Annotated in this window: 17 protein-coding genes and 1 pseudogene; 10 read left to right on the top strand and 8 right to left on the bottom strand. The window is 50.8% G+C overall.

Annotation, left to right across the window (positions count from 1 at the left end):
* Positions 1-76 precede the first annotated feature (76 nt).
* The 4 genes from RC73_RS01285 to RC73_RS01270 all read left to right on the top strand — a co-directional run bounded on the left by RC73_RS01285 (position 77) and on the right by RC73_RS01270 (position 4,491).
* Positions 77-1,354: a tyrosine-type recombinase/integrase gene (locus RC73_RS01285; protein ID WP_039032948.1), complete on the top strand. Its 1,278-nt coding sequence runs from the start codon at positions 77-79 to the stop codon at positions 1,352-1,354.
* A 993-nt stretch (positions 1,355-2,347) separates the two neighbouring features.
* On the top strand, positions 2,348-2,605 hold the full coding sequence (locus RC73_RS01280) for a hypothetical protein (RefSeq protein WP_039032947.1): 258 nt from the start codon (positions 2,348-2,350) through the stop codon (positions 2,603-2,605).
* Positions 2,602-2,889, top strand: coding sequence for a hypothetical protein (locus tag RC73_RS01275; RefSeq protein ID WP_028779881.1), 288 nt, complete (start codon positions 2,602-2,604; stop codon positions 2,887-2,889). The genes RC73_RS01280 and RC73_RS01275 overlap by 4 nt, the downstream gene beginning before the upstream one ends.
* Positions 2,890-4,491 (top strand): PepSY-associated TM helix domain-containing protein, encoded by a 1,602-nt coding sequence (locus RC73_RS01270; protein WP_039032946.1) that lies wholly within the window; start codon positions 2,890-2,892, stop codon positions 4,489-4,491. It abuts the gene before it with no gap.
* A 112-nt stretch (positions 4,492-4,603) separates the two neighbouring features.
* Here RC73_RS01270 and RC73_RS01265 read toward each other — a convergent pair whose 3' ends face one another.
* Complete coding sequence (locus tag RC73_RS01265; RefSeq protein WP_039032945.1) at positions 4,604-5,230, bottom strand: LysE/ArgO family amino acid transporter; 627 nt, start codon at positions 5,228-5,230, stop codon at positions 4,604-4,606.
* A gap of 156 nt (positions 5,231-5,386) precedes the next feature.
* Between RC73_RS01265 and RC73_RS01260 the strand changes: the two genes are divergently transcribed.
* The gene (locus RC73_RS01260; RefSeq protein ID WP_039032944.1) at positions 5,387-6,280 is read left to right on the top strand and encodes a LysR family transcriptional regulator ArgP; all 894 of its coding nucleotides are present in this window, start codon (positions 5,387-5,389) and stop codon (positions 6,278-6,280) included.
* Positions 6,281-6,382: 102 nt separating this feature from the next.
* Here RC73_RS01260 and RC73_RS01255 read toward each other — a convergent pair whose 3' ends face one another.
* On the bottom strand, positions 6,383-7,474 hold the full coding sequence (locus RC73_RS01255; RefSeq protein ID WP_039032943.1) for an AI-2E family transporter: 1,092 nt from the start codon (positions 7,472-7,474) through the stop codon (positions 6,383-6,385).
* 61 nt (positions 7,475-7,535) lie between these two features.
* On the bottom strand, positions 7,536-7,799 hold the full coding sequence (locus tag RC73_RS01250; protein WP_326490816.1) for a sulfurtransferase TusA family protein: 264 nt from the start codon (positions 7,797-7,799) through the stop codon (positions 7,536-7,538).
* A gap of 84 nt (positions 7,800-7,883) precedes the next feature.
* Between RC73_RS01250 and RC73_RS01245 the strand changes: the two genes are divergently transcribed.
* The 3 genes from RC73_RS01245 (at position 7,884) to RC73_RS01235 (ending at position 10,204) form a co-directional block, all read left to right on the top strand.
* On the top strand, positions 7,884-9,353 hold the full coding sequence (locus tag RC73_RS01245) for a M48 family metalloprotease (protein ID WP_039032942.1): 1,470 nt from the start codon (positions 7,884-7,886) through the stop codon (positions 9,351-9,353).
* A gap of 122 nt (positions 9,354-9,475) precedes the next feature.
* A complete protein-coding gene (arsC, locus tag RC73_RS01240) occupies positions 9,476-9,826 on the top strand; it encodes an arsenate reductase (glutaredoxin) (protein ID WP_039032941.1) in 351 nt (116 codons plus the stop codon).
* Positions 9,827-10,204: a DUF2069 domain-containing protein gene (locus RC73_RS01235; RefSeq protein ID WP_039032940.1), complete on the top strand. Its 378-nt coding sequence runs from the start codon at positions 9,827-9,829 to the stop codon at positions 10,202-10,204. It begins immediately after the preceding gene.
* Positions 10,205-10,505: 301 nt separating this feature from the next.
* Here the strand turns inward: RC73_RS01235 and RC73_RS01230 are convergent, their stop codons facing one another.
* From RC73_RS01230 to RC73_RS01210, 5 genes are all read right to left on the bottom strand, one after another.
* On the bottom strand, positions 10,506-11,330 hold the full coding sequence (locus tag RC73_RS01230) for a DUF4198 domain-containing protein (protein WP_235369945.1): 825 nt from the start codon (positions 11,328-11,330) through the stop codon (positions 10,506-10,508).
* Between the two features lie 3 nt (positions 11,331-11,333).
* Positions 11,334-11,867 carry a DUF2271 domain-containing protein gene (locus RC73_RS01225; RefSeq protein WP_039032939.1) on the bottom strand — a complete coding sequence of 178 codons (534 nt, stop codon included), beginning with the start codon at positions 11,865-11,867 and terminating at the stop codon, positions 11,334-11,336.
* A gap of 69 nt (positions 11,868-11,936) precedes the next feature.
* Positions 11,937-12,470 (bottom strand): PepSY-associated TM helix domain-containing protein, encoded by a 534-nt coding sequence (locus RC73_RS01220; protein WP_418355800.1) that lies wholly within the window; start codon positions 12,468-12,470, stop codon positions 11,937-11,939.
* Between the two features lie 165 nt (positions 12,471-12,635).
* Positions 12,636-14,474 (bottom strand): VRR-NUC domain-containing protein, encoded by a 1,839-nt coding sequence (locus tag RC73_RS01215; protein ID WP_160289553.1) that lies wholly within the window; start codon positions 14,472-14,474, stop codon positions 12,636-12,638.
* A 29-nt stretch (positions 14,475-14,503) separates the two neighbouring features.
* Positions 14,504-16,009: an EAL domain-containing protein gene (locus tag RC73_RS01210; protein ID WP_039032936.1), complete on the bottom strand. Its 1,506-nt coding sequence runs from the start codon at positions 16,007-16,009 to the stop codon at positions 14,504-14,506.
* A gap of 256 nt (positions 16,010-16,265) precedes the next feature.
* Between RC73_RS01210 and RC73_RS01205 the strand changes: the two genes are divergently transcribed.
* Positions 16,266-16,739: a mechanosensitive ion channel family protein gene (locus RC73_RS01205; RefSeq protein WP_052247916.1), complete on the top strand. Its 474-nt coding sequence runs from the start codon at positions 16,266-16,268 to the stop codon at positions 16,737-16,739.
* Positions 16,736-16,915: pseudogene (locus RC73_RS01200) on the top strand (class I SAM-dependent methyltransferase); the annotation flags it as partial. The gene RC73_RS01205 and the pseudogene RC73_RS01200, both read left to right, overlap by 4 nt.

Here is a 16,915-nt window from a genome sequence, read left to right as displayed (position 1 = left end):
AAAAAAGGGTAAAATCTATAATAATCATTGCTATAGAATAGGCTTTACCTTGGAAGACAATCAGCCGTTATCTGCCATGCCGTTGTTTGACCGCGCAGACTTACTTTTGCAGGGCAATCCTGTGGTCAACAGCTATATAACCCATTTAAGCCTGGGTAAAGTGGCCGATGCGGGTCTCTTGCTTGAGCATGCAACAGACTGGCTTTACGAACAAAGAGACAGTGAAAACAACTACAAGGCTTACCGGAGTGAACTGACAACCTTTTTTCATTGGTGTTTCGATGTTGCAGGTATATCAGCAGCCAAGGTAGGCAGACGGGAAATAGGACGTTACGTGGCTTATTGTCAGGCGCCACCGACAGAATTAGTGGGTTATTTCAACGTCCCACAATTCAAGACGGATAAGCTCAGTCAGAGCCGGGAACCCAATCCCAGCTGGCGACCGTTTATTGGGCGCAAGGCGCTTGGAAAACCTTTGCCATACAGTCTGAGCGATAATGCCTTGAAGACGAAAATTGCCATACTTTCATCATTTTATACTTATCTTATGAGCGAAGAGTATTGCGAGCGCAACCCGGCGCAACTCTGGCTCAATCACAGCCGCTTTGCTAATAAGAGTAAGTTCAGGTTAGATCCTGCCGAAGAGCAACTTAAGGTGTTCAGTGAGTTGCAATGGTCTTATCTTGTGGCTTGCGTACAGCGACTGGCGGAAACGCTGCCGGCACAACACCAACGCAGTCTGTTCTTGATTAACCTGATGTACGGCTGTTATCTGCGGATCTCGGAAATTGCCGCCCGCGCCGGTTATGCACCAACCATGAGTCAATTCAAGCGTCATAATCACAGTGGCATCTGGTATTTTCATATTCCCAGGAGCAAAGGCGGCAAGGCCAGAAACGTAGCCGTATCCAAGGCGTTGCTGCAATCACTGCAATGTTACCGGCGCCACCTGGGACTGAGCGATTATCCCGAAGCCAATGAAACCACGCCGCTGTTTATACGGCATCGCGCCGCCGGCCGAGGGCGGGAAAGCGGCGTGCTCAATGCCAACCTCGGTATACGTCAACTGCGGGATGAAATTCAGTTTCTGATAAACTGCGCCGCCGATGATGCCGAGAAGGATGGCTTTATCCGTGAAGCCAATGAAATGCGGCAACTCACAGCGCACAGCATTCGTCATACTGGGATCACCCATGACATCAATCTCAACGGGCGACCTTTATCACACGTGCAAGCTGACGCCGGTCATGAAAGCATAGACACAACATCGCAGTACCTGCACACCAGTCAGGAAGAAAGGCACCAGAGCGCATCCGCCAAACCATTGGATCGACTGCAAGGAATTGAGAGTTAATCCAAGGATATTGCACAGAGGTTAAGGTGGCTTAGGAGCAAAAGTTGCCTTAAACCTGGAATTACCGGTAATAACACTCCAGATTTCAAACAGCTGCACATAAAAATGCGCACAATGTATATTATGTTAAATAGAGTCTGAATGAATCTATCTACATATATTCTTTTATTCTTTCTGCTTTCTCTACAAATCCATGCCCCCGCACCCTGCATTATGGATGCCTGTATCATGTAAAACATACAATAACCAAGAATGTCCTGAGTTGAGTTAAGCCCAACCGCCGTTGCGTTAACTCGGATTTTTACGTCAGCCTTTAGTCTACTTCCTCATATTGCTTATCTTGCAACTACGCCAGATAGTTACTGACGTCATTAAGACTAAGTACTTGCCACCGATTTGCCCCATCAATTTAATTAATTTGTCCCACTTAGCTTATGAGTTGCTTTCCCCATAACCCTTGCTTCATCGCGATTGTCTCTACACCTTATAGCTGGCTGGTCTGAAATAACCAGGATCTCGGATGCTTTACTCTATTCAACATAGTTATCAAGAGGCATAGTTATCAAGAGGCATAGTTATCAAGAGGCTAAGTTTCCATTTGCCGGTCAAATGGCTCCGGTAATTCCAGTGACCTCAACAATGCATTGAGCTATGAACGACATCCCTGAATACCAGTTCTTTCCACATTAGACCCTCCATTGGAGATGTTCCCAAGAAAGGCTTACAGCGCCTTTAAACAACAGCTGTCAATCAAAAATGCAGTGCCAGTCCACATAGCGGCTTAACTTCCTGGCCACGACCATATGTGGGGTCACATCCCCAGTATCATTTCAAAGGTTTGATGTGAGTTGTTCATAGGTTTAAGCATTAATATCAGTAGCCTGTGTTTAAGCCAGCCCTAATTGTAAATGCGAACAAATATCATTTAACGGGTCTGATACTTGTGCTATGTTGCGATTCTTTATCAAACTAATTCTTCGGACATCGCAACTCATGTGGTACCTCCTGTTGATCCTGGCGATGACCCTGGGTTCACTGCTTATCTATTTAGGCAGTAAACACCAGGCCTTGCTTGCCAAACCTTTGCCCTGGCAGGCCAATCTACTGGGCACTTTATTATTGCTGCTGACTCTGCTCGGCTGGGGTTTACTGCTGACGGCTTCGGCCGCACTGTTCTTTTGGCTAATGTTGCTTTCCATGCTGCTGGGCTCCCTGCCCTTTATTTCCCTGCTCAAGGGAGACAACGAATGACAACCATTAAAAAAGATAAAATCCGCCCTGATTGGCTGGGGAAAACCCTTGCCGGCGCCTTGCTGGGCTTTGCCCTGGCAGTAGCACTCAGTGGTATCTTTGCCTGGGTGGGGCCTGGTGGAATAGATGCCAAAGATAAGGTGCAATTCAATATGTGGCTGATAGCGCCACTCTGGCTTTCATTCTTCAGCTTCAGCTATTTGTTCTACAGTGCCCGCCGCGCCATTTTCTGGCTAATGGCGGCCAACGTGCTTGCATGGCTGCTACTATGGTGGGTTAAGTAAATGCAGATCCGCAGCGATATTCTCAGAATTTATCAAACACTTCATACCTGGGTGGGCATACTCGCCGGGATTTTACTGTTTATCGGTTTTTATGCCGGCGCCCTGACCATGTTCAAGGAAGAAATTGCCGCCTGGTCATCACCGCCGCAAACCATTTTGCCACAGGTGAAACTGGAACAGATGGACCAACTACTCAGTGAAGCCAGAGCGCAACACCCTGAGTTAAGTAAGGGCTTCAGCCTTCATCTTGCCAGCGACAAGCATTCGCCTTTGAGTTGGTACGCCTCCGGCAGTGAGCGGCAATGGGGTCTGGGCGATGAGCTTTGGCATGCCAGTTTAAGCAATCAAGGTGAGCTCATCTCCCATAAGGAACCCAAGAGTCAACTGGCACGCTTGATAGATGAGCTGCACCGCACCGGCGGTATTCCTGGTGATATGGGACACGAGCAGCTCGGTGCTTATTTTATGGGGGTTGCCGGCATTCTCTATTTTCTGGCGTTGGTTTCCGGGGTGATCTTCCTGCTGCCAACTCTGGTGAAAACGCTGTTTGCCTTAAGGCGCAAGAAAGGCCCCAATCGTTTTTGGCTCGACATCCACAACCTGCTTGGCATCACAGCACTGCCATTTCATATCATTATCAGTTTGACCGTAGTGGTGTTTGTGTTTCACGATCAATTGTACGGCGCCTTGGGGCAGTTTGTTTATGGCGATAAGCCGATGTTCAACCGCGAAGCGCCCAAGGGCGAAGTGCGCTCACTGAGCACCCTGCCCCCGGTAACTGAACTGGTTGCTCGGGCCGAAAGCTTTGCGCCCGGTTATCAGGCGCTCAGTTTGACCTATATGGGTATGGATACTCCGGCTCCCATGGTCCGGATGGCCATGTATAACGAAGAAGCCTTGATGCGCGGCCCCATAGGAGACTTCCTTTATATCAATCCCTACACCTTTGAGGTGGGCAACAGCACCTTTACTCCGGGTGAAGAAGGCGTTTGGGGCCGGATGGTTTCGGTATTCTTTGGGCTTCACTTTGGCTCCTACGGCGGCTATCCCGGTCGCTGGCTCTATTTTTTCCTCGGAATGAGTGGTGCCATGCTGTTTTACAGCGGTAATCTGCTATGGCTGGAAAAGCGCCGCAGTAAACAGCGCAAGGGAGAGCCTATTCCACAGCAACCAAGAAGAGTCAGGTTTCTCGGGGCCGCTACTGTGGGAATTTGCTTGGGTTCAATGTTAGGCGTGGCGCTGGCCATGTTGCTGGGCAAATGGGGATATGCTCATGTAGAGAATATCAATCATCTCTATCTATGGAGTTACTACGCCAGTTTCCTTTTCGCCCTGACTTATGCTTTCTGGCGTGGTGCTGCCAGAGCCGCAGTAACGCTGCAAGCCCTATCGGCGCTGGTCTGTGTGGCAATGCCGCTGACATCCATGCTGGCGTTGCTGGCACCCGGCCTTGGAATTTGGGCACCGCAGACCCCGGGCACCTGGGCGGTGGATCTTACTGCATTCGGTTTTGCCGCCATCTTTGCCTTTGGCGCACTCAAAACCTTTAAACGAGGGACCCAGGGGCCGGCTGACAGTATCTGGGCCATACCGCAAAAATAGCCTGTTGCTGGGCTGCAAACCAGCATTCAGTCTTAGTCCATTCGTTTGAATCAAACCATAACAAAAGCCCGCGATGCGGGCTTTTGTGTTTTGCAAAATACTTAAGCTTGCCTCAGAAACCCCTACCCTGAAAATAGGGCCACAGGATAGCCAAGGCGATTGACCACATGGTCAACCAGATAAATCTGTCCAGATAACGCCAGGCCGCGGGACGGCTGAACACGGGAGCCAACAGGCGCGCACCAAAGCTCAAACTAAAGAACCAGATAAAGGAAGCCAGTACCGCACCGGCACCAAACCAGCCCCTGACCTCGGTATCAAACTTTGTGCTTATGCTGCCCAGTAAAACCACGGTATCCAGATACAGATGCGGGTTCAAAAAGCTTATCGCCAAGGTGGTGATCATCGCCTTGCGAAACGAATCCGCGGCTTCGGTATCCCCGGTCTGCAACCCCTGACTCTTGAACGAGGAACGTAGCGCATTAAAGCCGTACCACAGCAGAAAGGCTGCGCCGCCAAAGCTCGCGAGATGTTTAATGGCCGGTGCGGCCAAGATCAACTGACCAAGCCCGGCAACCCCAGCAGTAATCATCAGGGCGTCTATCAAAGAACAGGTCAAGGCGATAGGAAACGGATAGGCACGTTTGATGCCTTGCTTCAATACAAAGGCGTTCTGAGCTCCCACGGCAATGATCAGACTGGCACCTATCCCCATGCCCTGAATGAAAGCGGTTTGCATAATCTCTCCAACAGCAGGTCGTCGCAATAATCGGCGACCAATAAAGGTTTTCAATGGCGGCAGTTTACTCCCGGCAAGAAAATTAATATAACTAATGTTTTTTATTGGTCATTAGCAAAACTTATAATCGAGCAAGGATTAACCCAAGGAGTCGTTATGCTGGACTACAGTCATCTCAAGGCTTTGTCAGTAGTGGTCGCCGAAGGCGGTTTTGAGCGGGCCGCCAAACGGCTGCATGTGACCCAATCGGCGGTATCACAGCGGATAAAGCAGCTGGAAGAAAGAGTGGGACAAGCGCTGCTCATCAGAAGTAACCCTGTAGTGCCGACACCAACAGGCAAACGGCTCTTGCGCCACTATGCTCAGGTCGAATTGCTGGAGACTGAACTCAGGGCCGAAATGGACGCCGACGATCCGGCCATGCCCACTGTAGTGAGAATTGCGGTGAACGCCGACAGTCTGGCAACCTGGTTCCTGCCGGCTATCAGTGCTATGTTCGCCCGCCGCGGTTGGCTGTTGGAGCTGATTGTGGATGACGAGTCTTACACTCATCACCTACTGAAAAACGGTGAAGCGGTTGGCTGCGTGACCACCTTAGGGCAAGCGATGAATGGCTGCTCCAGCGAGTTTCTCGGGGTGATGGAGTATGCCTGTGTGGCTACGCCTGAGTTTGCCGAACGTTATTTCGACGGTCTGCCGAATACCGACTCACTTGCCTCGGCACCGGCAGTGGTGTTCTCCACCCGCGACAAGCTGCATGAAAAGTACTTGAAGCGCTACTTCGAGATGCTGCCGGGACAATGGTGGCAACACACAGTACCTTCATCGGAAGGCTTTCTGGAAGCGATTTTACAAGGGTTGGGTTATGGACTGGTAGGCCATCTGCAAGCACAGCCGCTGCTGGCATCCGGGCGCCTGATAGAGCTGACACCCATGATGCGGATGCGGGTGCCACTCTATTGGCAGCACTGGAACCTCAAGGCCAAGCAGACCACGCTGGTATTCAGGGCATTGGCGGCGAGTGCCAGAAACTACCTGCTGCCGGAATAAACTGGCTTATCAATAGCAATAGACATTGGAATAACCACTGCCGCAACTTAAAACACAGGCGACCTTAGGCCGCCTGTGTCGGTTAACTTGAAATTGACTGCCTTATTCGGCTTGCGCCTCTAAAGCGGCTTTGGCAGCATCGGCTTCGGCATTGGGCCAGGCGTTCAGTACAGCCTTGACCAGCGAGGCCAACGGGATGGCGAAGAACACGCCCCAAACGCCCCAAAGGCCGCCGAAGACCAACACTGCTGCGATAATGATCACCGGATGCAAGTCCACCGCATCGGAGAACAACAAAGGCACCAGCAGGTTGCCATCCAGCGCCTGAATGATGCCGTAACCCAGCATCAAATAACCGAACTCGGGGCTGACACCCCACTGGAAGAAGGCAACCAGGGCAATCGGTAAGGTCACCAAGGTGGCACCGACATAAGGAATGAGCACTGAAAGTCCAGTCAACACCCCGAGCAGCGCCGCATAACGCAGATCCATCAGGGCGAAGAACACGTAACTCACGACCCCGACAATCACAATTTCAATCACCTTGCCGCGAATGTAGTTAAAGATCTGTTGATTCATCTCGAACCAAACCTTACGGGCCAGCTCACGATTGCTGGGGAAGAAGCGCTTGCTGCCGCGGATCAGCTCATCTTTATCCTTGAGGAAGAAGAATACCAGCAGCGGCACCAGGATGGCGTAAACCATCAATACCAGCAAAGAGGCCGAATAGCCGAGGAGCTGAGTGGCAATATCCAAAAGATGCTGGGTATCGAGCAATTTTTTGAGTTCGGACACCATGGTATCGAGCTGATCTGTTGAGATAAACTGCGGATACTGTTGCGCCTGCTCCTGTAGCAGGATTATTCCCTTATCGAGCATGTTGGGCAGATCGCTAAGCAGTGCTGCCCCCTGGCGCCAGATGCTGGGGATCAGGCCAAATGACAACAGGATCATTAAGCCGATAAAGAGGACCAATACCAAAGAGGCGGCCGCAGTGCGGCTTACCCCTATCCTCGCCATTTGTGCCACCGGCCACTCCAGCAAAAAGGCCAATACCAGAGCGACCAGCAGCGGCATCAACAAACCACCGGCAAAGTAGATGGTCAACGCAATGCCAAGCAGAATAAACAATAGTGTCAGAGCCTGAGGATCACTGAAGCGGGCTTGGTACCAACGACTCAAATAGCTAAACATCCGGGATTCCTGTGCTGATGATGGCTGCGCCATCTTGATTATCGCTTCATCAAGAAGCTGTCTAGTTAGATTCTGCGCTTCTACCCTGTTGGGCAACTGAGACATGTAAACGCAAAACGGCCGACTCATCGGACGCTATCCGACAATCATAACCCTGTTTTTTGGCGAAACGGGGAACATCCTGCCGCGATCCTGGGTCTGAAAGCAAGAGACACAGAGTTTCACCGGGCAGCAAACGTTTCATCGCCATCTTGGCCTTGACCAGGGCTTCGGGACAACGACTCTGAGTTAAATCAATTAAAACCATGATGAGCTTGCTAAACATAAACCTCGGCTATTATCCTAAGTTGCAACTGAAACCACAAGCCAGGCAGTTATGCATTAGTGGCATACAGGAAATCTAATCAGCTTGAGTACTTTGACTTTTTCCAAGTTTCGACAATCCATTCTGGCCGGTGCCACTACTCTTTTACTCGCCACCGCCAGCCATAGTTTCGCCAATAACGACCTGCCGGATCTCGGTACCGCCGCCGTCAATACCTTCAGTCTCGAAAAAGAGATGGTCTATGGTGACGCCTATATGCGGGTCATTCGTTCCCAGGCGCCTGTGTTATCCGATCCTGTGTTGAGCCAATACGCCACTGAGCTGGGTAATAAATTGGTGGCGCATGCCACCGGGGTTAAGACCCCCTTCTATTTCTTCCTGCTGCGAAACGATGAAATCAACGCCTTTGCCTTCTTTGGCGGCCATGTGGCAATCCACACCGGATTGTTTCTCAACGCCGACAACGAAAGTGAATTGGCCTCGGTACTGGCGCACGAAATTACCCACGTAACCCAGAGGCACTTGGCGCGCTCACTCGAAGCCCAGGAGAAAGCCAGTCCGGCCACCATTGCCGGACTACTCGGCGCTATCTTGCTGACCATAGCGGCGCCTCAGGCCGGGATGGCGGCGCTGGCCACCACCCAGGCATTATCGACCCAGTCCAAAATAAACTATACCCGGCTGCATGAAAAAGAAGCCGACAGGATAGGCATGCAAATTCTGGTGGAATCCGGTTTCGATCCCAATGCCTCGGCCAACTTCTTCGGTAAACTTGCAGCCCGTTATCGCTTTACCTCCAAGCCGCCGCAAATGCTGCTGACTCACCCACTGCCCGAATCGCGGATAACCGATGCCCGTAACCGCGCGGCTCAGTACCCCCACAGATATGTGGCAGACAACCTTAACTTCCATTTGGCCAAGGCCAGGATCCAGGTGCGCTTTTCCAGCTATAGCGACGATGCGGCACTGTCACTGTTTGAAACCCAGTTAGCCAAGCACAACTACGCCTTTAAAGATGCGGCCCTCTATGGCAAAGCATTGGCACTGTTTCGCCTCAAGGACTTCAAACAGTCTGAACAACTGATAGATCAATTATTGGAAAAAGATCAGGACAACCTCTTCTATCTCGACACCAAAACCGATCTGCTGGTGGAGCGTAACGATTATCAGGGCGCGATAAAGATGTTGGAAGCCCAAAGACGCCTCAAACCCACCTCTCAAGTGATCAACGCCAACCTGGCCAGCGTTTATCTCGAAAGTAAACAGCCGCAGCTGGCTATCCCTATTCTCGAGGATATGGCGTTTCTGGATAAGCAAAATCCCTTACCCTATCAATTGCTGACCGAAGCTTACAAACAAACCGGTAACAAGACGCTGGAACACTTTTCCAATGCCGAATCCATGGCGCTGCGGGCCAATTATAAGGGGGCTATCGATCAGCTCAACTTTGCCTACAAGGCCGCCGATGGCCAGCCTCTGCAGATTGCCAGAATCGAGGCCAAGATACGCCAATTCCGAATCGCCGACAGGGCGCTGGACGAATTGAAGAAATAGTTTGCTTAAACTTTGATTATGCAGGTTTTCATTGGCCCGTTCACCGGGCCACTTTCCCCTGACGTCTGCGCAGATTTTTGCTATCATCGTCGCACTTTTCAGCCAAGGTAAAGAGAAAACCCATGACCCAGGTCACTATTTTCCATAATCCACGCTGCTCCAAGAGCCGCGAAACACTGGCACTGCTGGAGTCCAAAGACGTCGAGATCCAGATTGTCGAGTATCTGAAACAAGTTCCGGATGCTGCCACAATCAGTGAACTGTTGGCCAAACTGGGTATCAGCGCCCGTGAACTGATGCGCACCAAAGAAGAAGAATACAAAGCCCAGGGGTTGAATAATCCTGAGCTGACAGAAGCCCAGTTGATTGCCGCCATGGTAGCCACTCCCAAGTTGATCGAGCGACCAATCGTGCTTGCCAAAGGTAAGGCCGCCATTGGCCGTCCACCGGAAAACGTGTTGGCGATCCTGTAAATGAGCAGTCACGCGCTATTGCAAATCTCACGGAGCGGCTATCTGTTACTGATAGCCTTGTTGGCCTATGCCTTGATCGATAAGGGGCTCAACAGCGAATACTCACTGCTGTTTACCAGTCTTTGGCTGGTGCCCTTGCTGCTGCCGCTACCGGGGATCCTCAAAGGCAATCCCTATACCTTTGCCTGGGCCAGCTTCATTCTTTGCCTCTATTTTCTGCACGGCTTGACCTTGCTCTATATAGCCCAGGGCAATGAATGGTGGTTTGCGTTGATTGAGAGCCTGTTGATCGCATGCTTGCTTATCAGCATGCCCTTCTACGCCCGAAAACGCGGCCGCGAGTTGGGGCTTGGGCTCAAGAAACGCACCAAAAACTGAAAGATCCCCCCCTGAAACCGAGACTTCCAAGGGGGGATTGATAGTTCGAAATGATTCAACGGAAATCTCATCATTCCCTAGCCCAAGAACTGACTATGTTGTCGATAACCAAGCAGGAAAGCTTTCCAAGATAATTGAAGGTTCAAATCATAAGATACAGCGTACAGTTCTTACAAAAACCAGTTCTCACAAAAACCAATGCAGCTTAAAACAGCAGCAATGCAAGCGACACCACAGCTTCACTTTGACAGGCACTCACAAGGTGATAAGCCTTAAAAGTGCCTGCTTCGGGCTATTTAGGTTATTGCAAACCGGCCTCGAAAGTGAGGAAAATTTCACTGACTGTCTTATCCGCAAGGCGAGTATCGGCGTTAAGTTGCTCGAATGATGCATGCAACATATAGCGGCCGGCGCTGGGCAGTTCAAAACTCACCTTGCCTTCTTTGTCTGACTTCAGCGTCAATTGCTGTTTCTGGTTACGATAAAGTGTGCCTTCCTTCACAATCGCGACTTCCACACCGGCAATCACTTTACCCTGGAAATAGAATTGCAGCTCAGTGGGTTCCTGCTCGACTATGTCAGCCGGATGGGTCAAGGGTTTGAGTTCCAGGTATTCCCCTTTCACTTCAAAAGCCTTGTCGCTTGGTTTGTTGAGGGTGACATAGGACTCGACCCGTGAGAAATACAGCGCCCCTTCGAGATCGTACGCCCCTTTGGGCATCATCGCCTTGGTGGTTTGCTTGTCAGTACGGCTGCGGACGCTGTCTTGCTGGCCCTTGAGCTTATAGCGCGACATATATCTTGGCTGGGTCTCTTTCTCGAATCTGTAGGTGCCGTCTTCGGTCAGGCGATAGTCAAACACAGACTTACGGCTGCCGCGATAGCTTGAGGATGGCCGCTCCTTGGTGCCGGACGGCGTGACGATTTGCACATCTTCAGAGCCAAAAGGTTTATCAAACAGGAAGACTTCATTACTGGCGCTGACATCTGAAGTGATCCACACACCTTTGCCGGGATCGGCCGAGACATTGAACTGGCTGGGCAGTATAAATCTGTCATGGGCGTTCGCCGTTTGTGCCAACAGACAGGCCCCCAGGGCCAACAAGAGTTTGCTTGTTTTCATCATCTTTTACTCCACTAGGTATTGAAGGCTAATCGTGCCGGTTTCTATGGTGGGCGCTATTTCAGCTTTGAAAGGCTTGCCGTCGAGCTGAAACTTGTGCCGTACCAAATCCCGGCCACCGTGCTCACGTACCACTTCCACCAGCAAGGTATATTTACCGTTGGCAACCTTAGCCCCTTGGTCATCTTTGAGGTCCCAGCTGATGGGATACTTGCCCGCCGGCCGTGTTGCCGATGCAATGGCATCGACAAAGTTCATGTCATCCCGCCCGGCCTTGCGCCACCAGCGACGAATGTCTTTCAGCCACTTGTATCCCTCGCCTTCCTGCATGACCCAAAGGCTCAAGGTTCGCACGCTCTGCCCTTTGGCATCTTCCACCCACACGGCTGTGTAAGGCCTGTGGTATTGGCCTGTGGTGATTTCCGGCAGTATCAGATTAATCTCCAACGAATCGGCATTGGCCTGCCCCAGAGTTAAGCTGCTACTCAGTAATACCGCCAGAGACAGAGACAATCTGGTTTTCAAAGGTTTGCCACTCATACATTCTCCATTCACAACACACCAAAGGTAGGGGCCCGAGTTCGTGCTTTGCCGTTTGTCACTTTGAACTCAGGGAACAAACAACAGATAAATAAGGGCACAGGCACTGCTGACACCGGCCATGGCCAGTAAGGATTTTTTCAATCTACGGCTCTGAGGCAACAGCAGGAAAGCACCGGTCAGGGAAAACAGGATGATGAGAATTGAGCTGAGATCCAGCAGCCAGACCCACAGGGTGCCACTGTTACGCCCCTTATGCAGATCATTGAGTACTGCGATAACACCATAATCTATCTGCTCGACATAGGCTTTCCCATCCAGCAGATCCAGGGTAATGCTCTGATAGCGCCCCGGCCCCTTGTGCACCAGCGCCACTTCATCTTCACTGAACTCGGCACTGTGACCATCCACTCCCCAGTGGCTACTGAGCCAATGCGCTGTGGCGTCGCGCCAATCCGGATCTTCACTATTCACCGGCAACAAAAATCCCGGCAGGGCTTCTTCCGATGCCAGGCTTTCTCCGCCCTGGCGGATAAACCAATCCGGATGATTGAGAGTGATACCGGTAACGGCAAAGAACAGCATCAACAGCAGCAGTGCCATAGAGACATAGATATGAACGACGCGGGCGAAATGGAGCGATGACTTGCTGACTCTGAACTTCAATTAAGGTTTCCACATAGCGCAGGCCGCCACTGGGCTGCCTGTTAATTGACTGTTATTGGTCAATACTAAATAACAATCATTCTTGCCTTAATGCTATTTACCTTATTTACACTCGCCGGCAGTTGCCCAGTCGACATAGCAAACCCGGGCCTCTCCCAAGTCACTGAGGAAGTTGAGCCAGTATATTTGATGATCGGCCAGCTTATCGCCCGGGCCTTTGACTTCAAGCCAACTGATGCGCCCTTCGGCGTCAAATAACACAAGATCCGGATGGCCACTGCGGTAATGCTTAAGATCGCCAAGCATACGTTCAAATACCTGAGCGAGCCTGGCACCGGAAAGTGCCGCCAGCGTCAGCTCCAGCGCCTGTTGCGGCAGATTTTCCCAGTAAACCCAATCGTTTGCCAGCCCTTGCTTTTGCTGAAAATGGCGCCAAATAACAGCGCCGGGCTCCCGAGCGATTTCATCAAGACGCGCCGTGATGGCCTCTTGGCGGCGGCTAACAAACTCCTCGGTGAACATATCCCGTGGGCTGCGTTGAAATGGGTTATCGAATACCGCCTTAATGGGGGCAAAAATAATGTCCCAAAAGGCCAGCCCGAAAAGGCCACAAAACAAGGTATTCTCCAGAAAAAACACCCGGTAGCCGAGCGCTTCAAAGTGCGCAGCGACACGCATTTCAACTCGTTCACCATTGGGAGTAAGTTGCAGTATTATCGTTTGCAGCGCACCCAGTCTACCCGGCACACTTTCACTCAGCGCTTGCAGCCTTAACATCAAAGATTCAAGCGCCAAGAAATCAAGCGCTTCACCATGGCCTGATGGTGAGGCAAACTTGCTGTCGTTGCCATTTGGCAACTTTTTAAGCAGGCGTTTGCCAATACGTTCTATGATTTGCCACTGACTCTCATTACCGGCAAGGTCGCAAAGGTGCAGCAGCGCATGAGTCAGAGCCTGCCACTGAGCCTGTTTTTCCAGACAGCGACACAGGCGTTCCCTTGCCTGCCAATGTTCACACTGCGAATAGACACTGATGGCAAGAGTGGTTTGGCCTTGCCTTTCGGCTTCGCGGCCTATCAGAGTCAGTAGTTTTTGCCGGCGCCGCTCGAGTAAGGGGTTAGCCTCGGGTACTGCTGAAATGGCGTTAAGCTGCTGAAGCCGCAATGGAATATCCAGCACCTGTTTGGCCTGTATCGCCTCTTCTATCTGCTGACTCATAAGGCCAAATGCCAACGCAGCGTTAAGCTGCTCTGGGCTGTCATAGGCGCGGTGGGCCTTGTCCAGCACTGTGACTTCAAAGCATTGCAAACCCAGATCGCTGAGCACAAACTGGCTCAGATCCTGATAACGGTTGCCAAAATAGAGTAGCAATAGGCCATCGAGAAGCCGCTGGCATTTAAGCTCAAGCCAGTCAATGCCCAGTAGAGAGTTCAGTTCGTCAATCAATAACTGTGAGTCTTGGGGCCCGAGCGCCAGCAGGGTACGTTTCAGCGTCTCCTTTGAGGCACATTTCATGCTTTTACCTAGATGCAGCGCAATATCGACCAGGCCCCCAAGACAGTTTTTGCCCTCCGGGGCTTGACTCTGTTGCAGTTTGAGAAGCGCCCGGCGCAGCTCGGTGAGAGTGACTCCTTTGAGCCAGGTTTCAGTGTTTGGCAGGAATGTGGTGCTGATAAGCTCCGCTTGCTCAAGCCCCTTTATCGCAGGTTCCAAAGCCCCTATTTCCGGGTAGTTAAGCTTATCGGCGCGAAACCACTCGCCCTTACGGGACAAGAGACGCACCAGCAACATCCGCGAAGGCTTGGAGCAGGCAAGGTACGCCGCGCGTAACCTGGCAAGCTCGCTTGGCAAAATATCCAGATAGCGGCGGCTACCCTCCAGCAAGAGTTCAAAATTGCTCAGGTAATAGTCGCTTGCAAGTTCAGGGGCAGCTGGTTTCACTAAGGTTTTTGCCGCTAAGGTTTCTGCCATTAGGAAGCTTCGCCTGATTTCACGGTTTTCAGATCCTCAACCGGCACGGGGCGGGCAAAATAGTATCCCTGCACCAGGAATATACCGCGCTCTTTGAGGTACTCCACCTGCTCCGCCGTCTCCACGCCTTCGACTATCATCTCAAGCTCTGACTCCAAACCAAAGGCGATAATGGCATCCAGCACACCACGCTTGAGATCGTTGGTGCCTATGGTATCGATAAACATCTTATCTATCTTGATGCTGTCAATCCCCAAGGTTTGAATATACTTAAAGCCGCCATATCCGGTGCCAAAGTCATCAATTTTAAAGCTGTAGCCCTTCTCGGTCAGCCTGGCGATTTCCTGCTTGGCGGCATCAATGTCGGCAATGGGCAAGCGTTCGGTGATCTCAAATTTAAGTCTGTCCGACTCTGGCCAATTATGCTGTTGCAGCACGCGACTGACATGAGCCTGCTCCAGATGTTCTGCCACCAGGTTGATGCTAACCCAAGTGCCGCTCTCCAGCTCCGGCAGTTGTTGCAGTACCTGCTGCAGCAAAGATTCGGTAATGGGAATGATCAGGCCACAGGCTTCTGCATGCTCAACAAAGGCAACAGGTGGAATAAACTCTTTGCCCTTCTTCCAGCGCACCAGCACTTCATAACCGACCACTTTATTCTGATTAATATCGACTATGGGTTGATAAAAAGGGATAAACTCCTGCCGGGCAATGCCTCTTTGGATCATGCTCTTGAGCGAACTGTGGTAACTCAGATAAAGCCAATAAGCCCCGGCGAGCAGCGCGCCGAGTAAAATGCTCAAGGGTAAACCGTAAACAAAGATCTTTTCTCTGGCGTAATCATCGAGTTTCTCACCAAACCAGAGTTTTTGCTCCATTTGCTGCTGGTTCATCACGCTGAAAAAATGCACATTGGCTTCTCTGGGTACCGAAGGATTGCCGCGCTCAAATACCAGGCCTTCGGAGCCTGGAGCATGATGCCTAAACTCTATGTAGAAACAATCACTGCAGGGAACGTTAATAAGCTCACGGATCCAACTGCTGTCCAAAATCCAGTAAGCGGTATTGCCATTGCTTTTGAAATAAACCAAGAGCTCCTGCTCGGTATCATACATGGCGCCTGTGGTGGTCAGGCCAAAGCCTTGACCTACATACGTGTCATTGGGAAGATCCGGTAATAGTAAATCTGTGCCAAGCGAACTGCAGCCAAGGCCGGTTTTGGTTTTAATCCCCATCACCCGAAAATAACGATTGTAGTTTTCAGGGGACCGCAATAATTTCGCGTCTTTCGGACCACAATCAAAATGAAACTCAGGTACTTGATGTAGGATAATGTCATTGATGGAGCGTTGTCTCTGGCTAAGATACTCTTCCATGAGTTTGAACTGTTTTTTAACTATCATCGAAGTCACTGGCCTTAACAATAATTCCGATGACAACAGCAAGAGAACTACAGGTAACAGCAATAGCAGCAAAACCCGTTTATTCTCAGATACAGCCTTCATGATTTTCGTCCTTGTAAAATGTTCCCCCCTTATACACAGCCATATTTTCAAATACAATGATGCACTCGGTAATTCAATAAGAAATGACAGTATTAAAGCGGGTAAACAGCTTTATAGCAAGCCCAATTAAGTCACTGAAATTAATGGGTTGACTCTTGTCTCTATCTCGGAATTTGATATTTTTAGCGGTTTGGCATGCCTTTGTGCACCAAGCTGAAAATTTCAGCGATTAGGGTTTTATTATTCGGAGCAGAAAATGAATGAGAATGTCATTCAGGCAATCCTGGTGTTTGCCGCATTTGCAGTGTTCAGCCTGATTATCGACCGTTGCCTGAAACAAGTGGCCGCCCGCTTTGACTCGGCGGCCAGCGAATCGTTTCGCTTGATCTCCAACTCCCAGCGCGTGGTACTGATATTTATCGGCGCTGTCTTGGCCTTATCCAAGTTGGGCTTTGATGTTGGCGCCCTGGTTGCCGGCCTCGGACTCACCGGCTTTGCGCTGGGTTTCGCCCTCAAAGACGCCATCTCCAACCTGATTGCCGGTATTATGATAGTGCTCTATAAGCCGATAAAGCTGGGCAATAAAATCGATATTACCGGCTCAAGGGGGACTGTGGTGGATCTCAATCTGCGTTATATCACGGTGAAGGATGACGGTGTGACACACCTGGTGCCAAACTCTTTGTTCCTAAACAATAAAGTTTCCATTATTGATGAAGATAAGCAATGACGGCGCAGCTTTGGGATAAGGTTGCCAATCAGGTCAATTTCAATCTGGAAATCGATGTGCAGCGCTTCTGCCACTTGGTAAAACCCGACGCCAGAATACTGGACTTTGGATGCGGTTATGGCCGGATAGCCAAGCAGCTGAAACAGTTAGGCTATCCTGAAGTGCTGGGGGTCGAT

Source organism: Shewanella sp. ECSMB14102, assembly GCF_000813075.1.
Classification (GTDB): Bacteria; Pseudomonadota; Gammaproteobacteria; order Enterobacterales; family Shewanellaceae; genus Shewanella; species Shewanella indica.
This window is presented reverse-complemented; position numbering and strand designations above follow the sequence as displayed.